Here is a 13,357-nt window from a genome sequence, read left to right on the forward strand (position 1 = left end):
GGCACCATCGACGGCATCGCCTTCCAGACCAATATCCTGGCGCTGAACGCCGCCGTCGAGGCGGCCCGGGCCGGCGAGCAGGGGCGTGGCTTCGCGGTCGTGGCCTCCGAGGTGCGCTCGCTGGCGCAGCGCAGCGCCGCGGCCGCCAGAGAGATCAAGGCGCTGATCGGCGCCTCGGTCGAGCGGGTGGACGCGGGCGCACAGCTGGTGGAATCCGCCGGCACGACGATGAACGAGATCGTCGGCAGCGTCCAGCGGGTGCGAGACATCATCGGCGAGATCAGCGGGGCGGCCGCCAAGCAGGGCGCGGACATCGGCCAGATCGGCAACTCGGTCAACCAGCTGGACCAGATGACGCAGCAGAATGCGGCGCTGGTGGAGGAATCCGCCGCCGCCGCGGAGAGCCTACGCGAACATGCGCTGCAGCTGGCCGGCATGGTCCAGACCTTCCGCGTCGCCGCGCGGCGCTGAACCGTACAGGAGAGCCGAGATGCAAGTCCAGGTCGTCGACTACCGCGCGCCGGGCGCGCCGGAGCAGTTCGCCCGCTCGCTGCACGAGACCGGCTTCGGCGTGCTGGTGAACCATCCGATCCCGCAGGCCCTGGTCGAGAAGATCTATGCCGACTGGCTGGCCTTCTTCGTCGATGGCGCTGAAAAGCAGGGTTATGCCTTCTCGCCGGAGACGCAGGACGGCTGGTTCTCCACCGCCATCTCCGAGACCGCCAAGGGCCACACGCAGAAGGACCTGAAGGAGTACTTCCACATCTACCCCTGGGGCCGCATCCCGCCCTCGCTGAAGGCCGACGCGATGGCCTACTACGAGCAGGCCAACGCGCTGGCGGGCGAGCTGCTGTCCTGGGTCGAACGGCACACGCCGCCCGATATCTCGCGCCACTACAGCGAGCCGCTGTCCCGGATGATCGAGGACAGCCGCCTCACGCTGCTGCGCGTGTTGCGCTACCCGCCGCTGACCGGCACGGAGCCGCCGGGTTCGCTGCGCGCCGCGGCGCACGGCGACATCAATCTGCTGACCATCCTGCCCGCCGCCAACGAGCCCGGCCTGCAGGTGCAGGCCAAGGACGGCGCCTGGCTGGACGTGCCGAGCGACTTCGGCATGCTGATCGTCAACATCGGCGACATGCTGGAGGAGGCCTCGCGCGGCTACTACCCGTCGACGCAGCACCGCGTGGTCAATCCGACCGGCGAGGGCGCGACCAAGAGCCGCATCTCGCTGCCGCTGTTCCTGCATCCGCGGCCGGACGTCGTGCTGTCGGAGCGCTACACCGCACACGAATATCTGATGGAGCGGCTGCGCGAGCTGGGCGTCAAGACCTGACCCCGATGGTCGTCTCGAACTTCGAGCGCCGGATGCGGCCCTTCGTCGCGCTGCAGGCGGCGGTGGCGTCGCTGGGTGCCTTCGCCGGCGTCTTCGTCTATGCCGGCCATGGTGCCGCTGCGGTGGCGCGCTATGCGGCGCTGATGTATGGCACGGCGGGGCTGTCGCTGGTCCTGGCCTTCGCCGCCGGCATGCGCATGCCCTTGAAGGCGGCACGCCTCGCCCAGGCGGGCTTTGCGCTGCCGGCGGCGCTGCTCTGGTGGGCCGACGGCCGGCCCGACCTGCTGGCCCTGGCCATCGGCGGCTTTCTCGGCTTCACCTGGGGCGCGCGGCACTGGCTGGAGCTGCAGGCGCTGGGCAATGCCGAGCGCGACGGCTACGCCACCCATGTGATCGCGCTGGCCGTCGGCGTGACGCTGGCCGGCACGCTGGCGGGGAGCGGGCTGCTGGCCGCCTCGGGCGATGCGCGCCGGCCGGTCTATGCGCTGTTCGCGCTGGTGAGCGGCGCCGGCGTGCTGCTGGCCGGCCGCCACCTGCCCGAGGCCCCGCCGATCCGGCTGGAGCGGCCGCTGGCCGTGCTGCGCCAGGCCGCCTACCGCGACAGCCTGCCGCTGTTCCTGCTCGAATCCGGACTGATCGGCATCACGATGGTGCTGACCGCCAGCGGCGCCATGCAGTCGCTGGAGAGCGCCAGCGACTACGGCTGGGCCGCCAGCGCCGCCACGCTCGCGGGTGCGCTGGCACTGCGCGCGATGCGCAGCCGGCGGCACAGCGGCAACCGGGTCGGCTGGATGCGCATCGCCTGCTGCGGCATCGTGGCTGCCGCCGCACTGCTTGGCGCCAGCGCCGCCTGGCCGCGGCTGTTCATCGCCTACCTGCTGCTGCAGGCGGTCGTCAGCCCCTTCTGGGCCGCCAGCGAGCATGTGCTGAACCAGCGGGCCCTGGACATCCACGGCGCCGTCGGCGACCGCATCGCCGCGCGCGAGGGCACGCTGGCGGTGTTCCGCCTCGGCACGCTGGCGCTGTTCTGGTGGGCCACGCAGGCGCTCGACGACCACCAGCGCCTGATCGCCGGCGCCTGCATCATCGGCACCGCCGCGGTGCTGGAGTTCCAGCTCGGCCGGCACTGGCTGGCCCACCATCATGGCGCGGCACCAGGTCATCCATATCCACGCTGAGGCGCCGCCGAAGCCGCCCGAGGGCCAGACCTGCAATGGTTGTGGCATCTGCTGCCTCGCGGAGCCCTGCCCGGTCGGCGTGGTCGTGAGCCTGAAGCGGCACGGTGCTTGCAATGCGTTGCGCTGGTCAGACGGACAAATGCGTTACGTCTGCGGCCTGATGACGGGCCCGACGATCATCCGGCGTATGGTTGGCCGCTGGATTGCCGCCGGCCAGGGCTGCGACTGCAGCCTGGAGACCGAAACCACCAAGGGAGATCCTGAATGACGACGTGTCTGAAGTCCTTGATCCTCGCCCTCAGCCTTGCCACCGGCGCCGCGCAGGCCGTCCCGCTGCGCTGGGCCGCCACCAACGACGTGCTGACGCTGGACCCGCACTCGCAGGACCACGCCACCACCCACGCGATCCTGCAGCACGCCTACGAAGGCCTCACCCGCTACGACGCCAAGTTCCAGGTCGAGCCCTGCCTGGCAAGCAAATGGACCTATATCAGCCCCACGCAGGTGCGCTTCGAGTTGCGCAAGGGCGTCAAGTTCCATGACGGCACGCCCTTCACCGCGGACGACGTGGTCTTCTCGTTCAAGCGCATCCGCCAGCCGCAGGGCACGCTGCAGATCTATGTCTCCGGCATCCGCGAGATCGTCAAGGTCGACGATCTGACCGTGGACCTGATGCTCGATGCGCCCAGCCCGATCCTGCTGCGCAACCTGGTGGACTTCCGCATCATGAGCAAGGCATGGGCGGAGAAGAACCGCAGCACCAACATCCAGGACTTCAAGGCCAAGGACGAGAACTACGCCTCCCGCAACGTGATGGGCACCGGGCCCTACAAGATCACCGCCTGGATGCCGGACCAGAAGATCACGATGGTCGCCAACAAGGACTGGTGGGACACCAACAAGGGCAACATCACCGAGCTCACCTATCTGCCGATCAAGTCCGAGCCGACCCGCGCGGCCGCCCTGCTCTCCGGCGACGTGGACATGGTCAGCGACGTGCCACCGCAGGACGTGGCCCGGCTCAAGGGCGACCCGAAGATCCGCATGCTCGAAGGCAACGAGGTCCGCACCATCTTCTTCGCGATGGACGAGGGCAGCGAGGAACTGCCCGGCGCCAGCGTGAAGGGCAAGAACCCGTTCAAGGACAAGCGGGTGCGCGAGGCGCTGTCGATCAGCATCGACCGCGAGGCGATCAAGCGCACGATCATGCGCGGCCTCTCGATCCCGGCGGGCATCATGGTGGCGCCGGGCGTCAACGGCAACACGCCGGACATCGACCAGCCGCTGAAGGTGGACTACGACAGGGCCAAGAAGCTGCTGACCGAGGCCGGCTACCCGGGCGGCTTCGAGATCCCGCTGCACTGCCCCAACAACCGCTATGTGAACGACGAGCAGATCTGCATCGCCGTGGTGTCGATGTGGTCGAAGATCGGTGTCAAGGCCAAGCTGGTGGCGCAGCCGATGACGCTGCACAGCCAGACCTTCCAGCGCGGCGAGGCACCGCTGTACATGCTGGGCTGGGGCACCTCGACCTTCGATGCGCTCTACCAGCTGCAGGCGCTGGCCCGCACGCGCAGCGGCGGGCAGGACGGCAGCTTCAATTTCTCCAAGGTCAGCGACGCCAAGCTCGACGCGCTGATCGACGCGATGAAGACCGAGACCGACGTGGCCAAGCGCAATGCGCTGATCCGCGAGGCGCTGCTGCGGCAGCGGGACGAATACCTGTTCATCCCGCTGCACCACCAGGTGCGGCCGTGGGCGATGAAGACGAGCGTCGAGACGCTCTATCGCTCCAACGACCGGCCGGAGGCGCGCTTTACAACGATCAAGTAAGGCTCAGCCGGGCGCGAGCAGCCTGGTACTCGCGCACCAGGCGCTCCACCAGCTCGCGCGTCGGCACGATGGCCTTCACCGCGCCGATGCCCTGGCCGCTGCCCCAGATGTCCTTCCAGGCCTTCTTGGCGGCGTTCTCGCCGCCGCCGAAGTTCATCTTGGAGGGATCGCTCTCGGGCAGGTTCTCCGGGTCCATGCCGGCATTGACGATGGAGCCCTTCAGGTAGTTGCCGTGCACGCCGGTGAACAGGTTGCTGTAGACGATGTCGTCGCTGCTGCTGTTCACGATCATCTGCTTGTAGCCCTCCACCGCGCGGGCCTCTTCGGTGGCGATGAAGGCCGAGCCGATGTAGCCGAAGTCCGCGCCCATCGCCTGAGCCGCCAGCACCGCGTCGCCGGTAGCGATGGCGCCTGACAAGGCCACCGGGCCGTCGAACCACTCGCGGATTTCCTGGATCAGCGCGAAGGGACTCTTGACGCCCGCATGGCCGCCGGCGCCGGCCGCCACGGCGATCAGGCCGTCGGCGCCCTTCTCGATCGCCTTCTTCGCGAACTTGTTGTTGATGATGTCGTGCAGCACGATGCCGCCCCAGCCATGCACCGCCGCGTTGATGTCCTCGCGGGCGCCGAGGCTGGTGATGATGATGGGCACCTTGTACTTGGCGCAGACCGCCATGTCGTGCTCGAGCCGGTCATTGCTCTTGTGCACGATCTGGTTGATCGCGAACGGGGCGGCGGGCTTGTCCGGGTTGGCGGCGTTGTAGGCGGCCAGGGTCTCGGTGATCTCGCGCAGCCATTCGTCGAGCAGTTCGGCCGGGCGGGCATTGAGCGCCGGCATCGAACCGACGACGCCGGCCTTGCACTGCTCGATCACCAGCTTGGGCGTGCTGACGATGAACATCGGCGAGGCGATGATCGGCAGCGGCAGGTTCTGAAGGACCTGGGGCAGGGGCATGTTCTATGTCTCCGTGATCAGAAAGCGTCCAGCGGCAGCGCGGTGACGCTGTCCGCGCCTTCCACGATGGCCGCGCGCAGCGCGCCGGTGCGCGGCAGGATGTGCTCGGCGTAGAAGCGCGCGGTCGTGACCTTGGCGCTCATGAAGGGCTGGTCTTCGCCCATGCGGGCTTCGGCCGCCAGCAGCGAGCGGGCCAGTTGCCAGCCGGCCACCAGGTTGCCGGCCAGCATCAGGTAGGGCACCGAGCCGGCGTAGGCAGCGTTCGGGTTGGCCTTGCCTTGCGACGCGATGTAGGCCACGGCGGCGAGGAAGTCCGCACGGCTGGCGGCGAGCTGCTTGCGCACGGCCAGCGCGGCCGGCGTGCCGCTGGCGGCGAGCTCGCCCTCGGTCGCCTCGATCAGCGCGGCCACGCCCTGCGCGAAGGCGCCGCCGTCGCGGATAGTCTTGCGGCCGACCAGGTCGTTGGCCTGGATCGCGGTCGTGCCTTCGTAGATGGTCAGGATCTTGGCATCGCGGTAGAACTGGGCCGCGCCGGTCTCCTCGATGAAGCCCATGCCGCCGTGCACCTGCACGCCGAGGTCCGTCACCTCCAGGCTCATCTCGGTGCTGTAGCCCTTGACCAGGGGCACCATGAATTCATAGAAGGCCTGGGCCTCGGCGCGGGTCTGGGCGTCGGGATGGTGATGGGCCGTGTCGTAGGCGGCGGCGGCGTTGATCGCCAGCGCGCGGCTGCCTTCGGTCAGCGCGCGCATCGTCATCAGCATGCGGCGCACGTCGGGGTGGTGGTCGATCGTCACGGCCGCCTTGGCCGAGCCGTCCACCGGGCGCGACTGCACGCGCTGGCGGGCGTAGTCCACCGCCTTCTGGTAGGCGCGCTCGGCCTGGCCGATGCCCTGCAGGCCCACCGCGTAGCGGGCCGAGTTCATCATGATGAACATGTATTCGAGGCCGCGGTTCTCCTCGCCGATCAGGTACCCGATCGCGCCGCCGTGGTCACCGAACTGCAGCACGGCCGTCGGGCTGGCCTTGATGCCCATCTTGTGCTCGATGGACACGCAGTGCGCGTCGTTGCGGGCGCCGTTGCTGCCGTCGGCATTGATCATGAACTTGGGCACGATGAACAGGCTGATGCCCTTCACGCCCTCCGGCGCGCCGGTCACCCGCGCCAGCACCAGGTGGACGATGTTGTCCGCCATGTCGTGCTCGCCGTAGGTGATGAAGATCTTGGTGCCGAAGACCTTGTAGCTGCCGTCGCCCTGCGGCTCGGCGCGGGTGCGCACCAGGGCCAGGTCGGAGCCGGCCTGCGGCTCGGTGAGGTTCATCGTGCCGGTCCAGGTGCCGTCGATCAGCTTGGGCAGGTACAGAGCCTTCTGTTCGTCGGAGCCGGCGGTCAGTAGCGCCTCGATGGCGCCGTCGGTCAGGATCGAGCAGAGCGCGAAGCTCAGGTTGGCGCCGTTGACGATCTCGGCGCAGGCCGAGCCGATCGTCTTGGGCAAGCCCTGACCCCCGAAGTCCTCCGGATGCTGCACGCCCTGCCAGCCGCCCTCGGCGAACTGGCGGAAGGCGTCCTTGAAGCCGGGCGTCGTGGTGACGACGCCGTCCTTGAACCACGACGGATTCCTGTCGCCCTCGACGTTCAGCGGGCCGATCACGCCCTCGTTGAGCTTGGCGCACTCTTCCAGCACGGCGGCGGCCGTCTCGAGGCCATGGTCGGCGAAGGCGGGAATCGCTTGCGTCAGCTGCTCGAGGCCGGCCAGGGCCTGCATGTCGAACAGCATGTCCTTGACGGGGGCGCGGTAGGTCATGGTGATGTCTCCAGATACGACAAGGGCGCCGCGACCGTGAAGTCGGGCGCCCCGGGGCTCAATGCAATAGCGGAATTACAGGCTCTTGACCAGTTCCGGCACGGCCGTGAACAGGTCGGCTTCCAGGCCGTAGTCGGCCACCGAGAAGATCGGGGCTTCCGGATCCTTGTTGATCGCGACGATGACCTTGGAGTCCTTCATGCCGGCCAGATGCTGGATCGCGCCGCTGATGCCGGCGGCGATGTACAGCTGCGGGGCGACGATCTTGCCGGTCTGGCCGACCTGCCAGTCGTTCGGGGCGTAGCCGGCGTCGACGGCGGCACGGCTGGCGCCGAGCGCGGCGTTCAGCTTGTCGGCCAGCGGGGTCAGCACTTCCATGAACTTCTCGTTCGAGCCCAGCGCGCGGCCGCCCGAGACGATGATCTTGGCGGCGGTCAGCTCCGGGCGGTCGCTCTTGGTGACTTCACGACCGGCGAAGGTGCTCTTGCCGGAATCAGCAGCGGCGCTCAGCGTCTCGACGGCGGCCGAGCCGCCGGTGGCGGCAGCCGGGTCGAAGCCGGTGGTGCGGACGGTGACGACCTTCTTGGCGTCGGACGACTGCACGGTGGCGATCGCGTTGCCGGCGTAGATCGGGCGCTCGAAGGTGTCGGCGGCGATCACCTTGGTGATGTCGGACACCTGGGCCACGTCCAGCAGCGCGGCGACGCGCGGGGCGACGTTCTTGCCCGAGGCGGTGGCGGGGAACAGGATGTGGCTGTAGTCGCCGGCGATGGCGATCACTTGCGCGGCCAGGTTCTCGGCCAGGCCGTCCGCCAGTTGCGCGCCGTCGGCGTGCAGCACCTTGGCGACGCCGGCGATCTGGGCGGCGGCGGCAGCAGCAGCGGCGGCATTCGCGCCGGCCACCAGCACATGGACATCACCGCCGCAGGCAGCGGCAGCGGTCACGGTGTTCAGCGTGGCGCCCTTGATGTGGGCGTTGTCGTGTTCAGCGATGACGAGAGCGGTCATGTTGATGAGTCTCCGGAATTCTTTAGATGACCTTGGCGGTGTTCTTGAGCTTGTCGACCAGCGTGGCGACGTCCGGCACCTTGATGCCGGCGCCGCGCTTGGGCGGCTCCTCGACCTTGATCGTCTTGATGCGCGGAGCGACGTCCACGCCCAGGTCGGCCGGCTTCACCACGTCGAGCGTCTTCTTCTTGGCCTTCATGATGTTGGGCAGCGTCACGTAGCGCGGCTCGTTCAGGCGCAGGTCGGTGGTGACCACGGCCGGCAGGCTCAGCGACACGGTCTCGAGGCCGCCGTCGACTTCACGCGTTACGTTCGCCTTGCCGTCCACCACTTCGACCTTGGAGGCGAAGGTGCCTTGCGGCAGGCCGGCCAGCGCGGCTAGCATCTGGCCGGTCTGGTTGCAGTCGTCGTCGATCGCCTGCTTGCCCAGGATCACCAGCTGCGGCTGTTCCTTGTCGACCAGCGCCTTCAGGATCTTGGCCACGGCCAGCGGCTGCAGTTCCACGTCGGTCTCGACCAGGATGGCGCGGTCCGCGCCGATGGCCATCGCGGTGCGCAGGGTTTCCTGGCACTGGGTCACGCCGCAGGACACGGCGATGATCTCGGTGACGACGCCCTTCTCCTTCAGGCGGACGGCTTCTTCGACGGCGATCTCGTCAAAGGGGTTCATCGACATCTTGACGTTGGCGATATCCACGCCGGTGCCATCGCTCTTGACGCGCACCTTGACGTTGTAGTCGACCACGCGCTTGACAGGGACCAAAACCTTCATCGAAGTCTCCAGGGGGGCTAATTGACGTTTACGTTAACTGCGGATTCTACGGGTGCGATCCGCCGGTCGCGCCACCCTTTTCGAGTAGCGTCACATAAAAAAGCACGATCGTTCGATTCTAACCACGCTCTGGCAGCGGCCGTCCTTCGCAGCCGGAGAAGCGCGCCTTGGCTAGACTTGAAGGACTGATGAACCAGACGACTCCCCTGCCCCGCCCCTCGATCGGCGTGTTCGATTCCGGCGTCGGCGGCCTGACCGTGCTGCGCGAACTGCGCCGCGAACTCCCCGCCGTGGATCTGCGTTATGTCGCCGACACGGCCCATGCGCCCTACGGCCAGCGCAGCGCCGACTACATCGCCGCGCGCAGCCTGGCGATCACTCAATACCTGCTCGACCAGGGCGCGCGCCTGATCGTCGTGGCTTGCAACACCGCCACGGCCCATGCGATCGCGGCGATGCGCGAACGCTGGCCGACGCTTCCGATCGTCGGCACCGAACCCGGCATCAAGCCGGCAGTCGCCGCCAGCCGCAACGGCCGCATCGGCGTGCTCGCCACGCCCGCGACGATCGCCAGCGAGCGCTTCAAGTCGCTGCTGCAGCGGCATGCCGAAGGCAAGCAGATCGTCGCCCAGCCCTGTCCCGGCCTGGTCGACCTGATCGAAGCCGGCGAGCTGGACACGCCCGCGCTGCATGCGCTGCTCGCGCAGTTGTGTGCGCCGCTGCGCGAGGCTCGGGTCGACACCGTGCTGATGGGCTGCACCCATTACCCGCTGGTACAGGCGGCGCTGCAGCGTACCCTCGGACCTGAGGTGCAACTGCTCAACATCGAGGGCGCGGTCGCGCGTCAGGCGGCGCGCTTGTGGCACGAGGCGGCCACCGAGGGGCCAGCGGCGATCCACCTCGCCAGCAGCGGCGATCCCGCCGCGCTGGCCGACTTCGTCAGGCGGGCGTTGGGCTGGCCGAACCTGCCTGCATCGTCCCTGCCGCCCGCGGATGCTCCCGCGCAAAGCGCTCGAACTGCGCCAGCGGCAGCGGGCGGCTGAACAGGTAGCCCTGCCCCTGGTCGCAGCCCAGCTCGCGCAGCAGCGCGGCGGTGGCCTGGTCCTCGATGCCCTCGCCGGTGGTCTGCAGCTTCAGGCTCTTGGCCATCTGCACGATGGCGCGCACGATCGCCTGATCCGGCTCGCTCTGGCTCAGCCGCCGGACGAAGGACTGGTCGATCTTCAGTTTGTCCACCTCGAAGCGCTGCAGGTAGGACAGGTTCGAGTAGCCTGTGCCGAAGTCGTCGATGGACAGGCCCACGCCCAGGCTCTTGAGCCGCGCCAGCGTGGCGACGAAGGTCTCGGCGTCGTGGATCAGCGCAGACTCGGTCACCTCCAGCTCAAGGCTGGCCGGGTTGATGCCGTGGCGGTCCAGCGCCTGGTTGACGACCAGATCGATCGTGCCGCGCTTGAACTGGATCGTCGACACGTTGATCGAGAGCACCAGGTGCCCGAGGCCGGCGTCTGCCCAGGCGCGCAGTTGGCGGCAGGCCTGGTCGATCACCCACTGGCCGATCTCGACGATCAGCCCCGAGCGCTCGGCCAGCGCGATGAAGCGGGCCGGCGGGATCCAGCCCAGCTCCGGATGCTGCCAGCGCAGCAGCGCCTCCGCACCAAGCAGCCGGCCGCTGGCCAGATCCAGCTGTGGCTGGAAGTGCAGGCTCAGCTCGTTCTTCTCCAGCGCCTGCGCCAGGCCGGTGCCCAGCATCAGGTCCTCGACCATGTCGGCGTTCATCGCCTCGTCGAAGAATCGGATCGCGTTGCGGCCCGCGTCCTTGGCGTGGTGCATGGCCAGGTCGGCCTTCTTCACCAGCGTCTCGAAGTCGTGGCTCTCGCCCGGGAACATCGCCACGCCGATCGAGCAGGAACTGCTGACGGTGATCTCGCGCACCGTGTAGGGCCGGCACATGCCGGCCAGCACATGGGTGGCCGCGGCGGAGACGGCGGCGGCATCGCGCACGTCGGGCAGCAGGATCAGGAACTCGTCGCCGCCCTGGCGGAACACCGTGTCGGAGCTGCGCACCGCGGCGCGCAGCCGCTCGGCCGCCTGGCGCAGGAAGTCGTCGCCGATCGAATGGCCGAAGCTGTCGTTGATGCTCTTGAAGTTGTCCAGGTCCACGAACATCACGGCCAGCAGCGTGCCGTTGCGCCGCGCGGTGCCGATGGCCTGCTCGAACAGCAGGCTGCCGAGGCGCCGGTTGGGCAGCCCGGTAAGCTGGTCATGCTCGGCCAGGTAGCGCAGCTGCTCGCTGCTCTCCTGCACCCGCTGCACCTCGGTGCGCACCCGCGCCAGCGCGCGGCGCAGGTCGCCGGCCAGCAGCAGGATGGCGGCCGAGAAGGCGCCCAGGATGGTCAGCACATAGGCCAGCACGCCGTAGGTCGGCGGGCTCAGCTCGAACTGGTGGCGGCCGGTCTCGGTGAGCCAGGTCATGCCGCCCAGGCACAGGGCCATGAAGACCAGCAAGGCCAGCAGCTGGCCGCGGCGCACCAGCATGCTGCCGATCACCAGCACGACCGGATAGACCAGCAGCGCCGGGCTGTAGATGCCCTGGTTGGTCCACATGGCCAGCGTGGCGATCACCGCCAGCGTCCACAGCATCAGCAGCGCCGCCGGCTGGATGCGCCGGCGCCGCGTCAGCGCCAGGCTGGCGCCGACCAGCAGCAGGGCCGCAGCCATGAACCCCAGCGTGCGCCAGTCCTGCCGCACCAGGGCGATCAGGCTGCCCGTGCCGAGGGCCAGCAACACCGTCACCCCCAGCTGGCTGAGGCGGCGTGCGTGCAGGTTTTCGTCCTCGTCGAGCGGACTGCTGCGCGGGTCGTTCGTGGGCGCGGCATTCATTTGCAACAAAGCCTAACAGCCAAACTCGACGCATACACCGCAGGCCCGCGCAGGATCGCGGGCGGCGTGAGAAATGCCCTGTTACAGATAGCGCGTGACCAGCGCCTCCAGCCGCTCCTGCCGGCCCGAGCGGGGCTGCGGGTCCAGGCCTTGCTGCTCGACGGTGGCGGCCAGTTGATCCAGCGAGACGCGGCCCGCGAGGATCTCGCGACCGAGCTCGCCGTCCCAGCCCTGGTAGCGGGCGCGGACGTGGGCGCTGAGCTGGTCGTCCGCGATCATCTTCTCGGCGATCAGCAGCGCGCGGGCGCAGAGGTCCATCGCCTCGGCATGGGCCAGCACGAGGTCGTCCGGGTCGATGGACTGGCGGCGCAGCTTGGCATCGAAGTTCAGGCCGCCGCTGGTGAAGCCGCCGCCGCGGATGATGTGGTACAGCGCCAGCGCCACCTGCTGCAGGTTGTTGGGGAACTGGTCGGTGTCCCAGCCCAGCATCTCGTCCCCGCGGTTCATGTCGATGGAGCCGAAGATGCCCAGGGCGTGCGCCATCTCGATCTCGTGCTCGAAGGTATGGCCGGCCAGCAGCGCATGGTTCTGCTCGATGTTGACCTGCACCTCCTTCTCGAGGCCGTAGCGCTTGAGAAAGCCGTAGACGGTGGCGACGTCGTAGTCGTACTGGTGCTTGGTCGGCTCGGCCGGCTTGGGTTCGATCAGCAGCGCGCCCTTGAAGCCGATCTTGTGCTTGTGCTCGACCACCAGGTTCAGGAAGCGGCCGAGCTGGTCCAGCTCGCGGCCGACATGGGTGTTCAGCAGCGTCTCGTAGCCCTCGCGGCCGCCCCACAGCACGTAGTTCTCGCCCTTCAGCTCGTGCGTCAGCTCGAGCACGTTCTTCACCTGGCCCGCGGCGTAGGCGAAGACCTCGGGATCGGGGTTGGTCGCCGCGCCGGACATGTAGCGGCGGTTGGAGAACAGGTTGGCCGTGCCCCACAACAGCTTGATGCCGCTGTCGGCCATCTTCCTCGCAAACACCTCGCCGATGCGGCGCACGTTGAGGTTCGATTCGCGCAAGGTCTGGCCCTCGGGCGCGATGTCGCGGTCATGGAAGGTGAAGAAGGGCGCACCGGCCAGGCGGAACAGCTCGAAGGCCACGTCGGCCTTGTGGTGCGCCTGCTCCATCGGGTCGCCGCCGGCGGCGTGCCAGGGGCGCATGAAGGTCTCGCCGCCGAAGGGGTCCAGGCCCGGCCAGACGAAGCTGTGCCAGTAGCAGATCGCAAAGCGCAGCTGCTGCTCCATCGTCTTGCCCAGCACCATGCGCTGCGGCTGGTAGTACTGGAACTGGTGCGGTTCGGTCAGCGTGAAATAGGCGTTAGGGGCACTCATGGCAAGGGATCCTCAGCGGGTGGACGACAGGCCGGCAAGCGCCGGATAGAGCTTGCGCCACTGGGCGTGGCGTTCGACATGGGTTTGCGTGCGCTGCGGGCGCGGCTCGTAGCTGCGCACGCGCGGCGGACGGGCCAGGTCGCCGAGCGGCACGCCGGCCGCCAGACGAGCGAGCCGGGCGGCACCGAGCGCGCAGCCGATCTCGCTCTCGGCCAC

12 protein-coding genes and 1 pseudogene are annotated in these 13,357 nt (G+C 68.5%); 6 read left to right on the forward strand and 7 right to left on the reverse strand.

The features are described from left to right. From B0W88_RS23275 to B0W88_RS23295, 5 genes are all read left to right on the forward strand, one after another. Positions 1-471: methyl-accepting chemotaxis protein (locus tag B0W88_RS23275; RefSeq protein ID WP_233151821.1), on the forward strand; the 471-nt coding region annotated here is incomplete at its 5' end. A gap of 19 nt (positions 472-490) precedes the next feature. After that, positions 491-1,336: an isopenicillin N synthase family oxygenase gene (locus B0W88_RS23280; RefSeq protein WP_077037009.1), complete on the forward strand. Its 846-nt coding sequence runs from the start codon at positions 491-493 to the stop codon at positions 1,334-1,336. A gap of 5 nt (positions 1,337-1,341) precedes the next feature. Next, positions 1,342-2,514, forward strand: a complete 1,173-nt coding sequence (locus B0W88_RS23285; RefSeq protein ID WP_077037010.1) for a hypothetical protein — start codon at positions 1,342-1,344, stop codon at positions 2,512-2,514. Continuing rightward, the gene (locus tag B0W88_RS23290) at positions 2,480-2,782 is read left to right on the forward strand and encodes a hypothetical protein (protein WP_077037011.1); all 303 of its coding nucleotides are present in this window, start codon (positions 2,480-2,482) and stop codon (positions 2,780-2,782) included. The genes B0W88_RS23285 and B0W88_RS23290 overlap by 35 nt, the downstream gene beginning before the upstream one ends. Continuing rightward, positions 2,779-4,347: an ABC transporter substrate-binding protein gene (locus B0W88_RS23295; RefSeq protein WP_077037012.1), complete on the forward strand. Its 1,569-nt coding sequence runs from the start codon at positions 2,779-2,781 to the stop codon at positions 4,345-4,347. Before B0W88_RS23290 ends, B0W88_RS23295 begins: the two co-directional genes overlap by 4 nt. Here B0W88_RS23295 and B0W88_RS23300 read toward each other — a convergent pair. The 4 genes from B0W88_RS23300 to B0W88_RS23315 all read right to left on the reverse strand — a co-directional run bounded on the left by B0W88_RS23300 (position 4,340) and on the right by B0W88_RS23315 (position 8,887). After that, positions 4,340-5,302 carry a nitronate monooxygenase family protein gene (locus B0W88_RS23300; protein WP_077037013.1) on the reverse strand — a complete coding sequence of 321 codons (963 nt, stop codon included), beginning with the start codon at positions 5,300-5,302 and terminating at the stop codon, positions 4,340-4,342. The two genes, B0W88_RS23295 and B0W88_RS23300, sit on opposite strands and share 8 nt — an antisense overlap. 17 nt (positions 5,303-5,319) lie before the next feature. After that, positions 5,320-7,107, reverse strand: a complete 1,788-nt coding sequence (locus B0W88_RS23305; RefSeq protein WP_077037014.1) for an acyl-CoA dehydrogenase — start codon at positions 7,105-7,107, stop codon at positions 5,320-5,322. A 75-nt stretch (positions 7,108-7,182) separates the two neighbouring features. Continuing rightward, positions 7,183-8,115: an electron transfer flavoprotein subunit alpha/FixB family protein gene (locus B0W88_RS23310; RefSeq protein ID WP_077037015.1), complete on the reverse strand. Its 933-nt coding sequence runs from the start codon at positions 8,113-8,115 to the stop codon at positions 7,183-7,185. Positions 8,116-8,137: 22 nt separating this feature from the next. Further along, complete coding sequence (locus B0W88_RS23315) at positions 8,138-8,887, reverse strand: electron transfer flavoprotein subunit beta/FixA family protein (RefSeq protein WP_077037016.1); 750 nt, start codon at positions 8,885-8,887, stop codon at positions 8,138-8,140. Between the two features lie 188 nt (positions 8,888-9,075). Between B0W88_RS23315 and murI the strand changes: the two genes are divergently transcribed. Next, positions 9,076-9,930: a glutamate racemase gene (gene murI / locus B0W88_RS23320; protein ID WP_077037017.1), complete on the forward strand. Its 855-nt coding sequence runs from the start codon at positions 9,076-9,078 to the stop codon at positions 9,928-9,930. On the opposite strand, the gene B0W88_RS23325 is transcribed toward murI, so the two are convergent. From B0W88_RS23325 to B0W88_RS33790, 3 genes and pseudogenes are all read right to left on the reverse strand, one after another. Next, on the reverse strand, positions 9,827-11,767 hold the full coding sequence (locus tag B0W88_RS23325) for a bifunctional diguanylate cyclase/phosphodiesterase (RefSeq protein WP_077037018.1): 1,941 nt from the start codon (positions 11,765-11,767) through the stop codon (positions 9,827-9,829). The two genes, murI and B0W88_RS23325, sit on opposite strands and share 104 nt — an antisense overlap. Before the next feature lie 81 nt (positions 11,768-11,848). Beyond that, the gene (gene xylA / locus B0W88_RS23330) at positions 11,849-13,141 is read right to left on the reverse strand and encodes a xylose isomerase (protein ID WP_077037019.1); all 1,293 of its coding nucleotides are present in this window, start codon (positions 13,139-13,141) and stop codon (positions 11,849-11,851) included. A gap of 12 nt (positions 13,142-13,153) precedes the next feature. Next, positions 13,154-13,357, reverse strand: a pseudogene (locus tag B0W88_RS33790) (xylulokinase); the annotation flags it as partial.

Source organism: Pelomonas sp. KK5 (assembly GCF_001984095.1).
In the GTDB taxonomy this organism is placed as follows: domain Bacteria; phylum Pseudomonadota; class Gammaproteobacteria; order Burkholderiales; family Burkholderiaceae_C; genus KK5.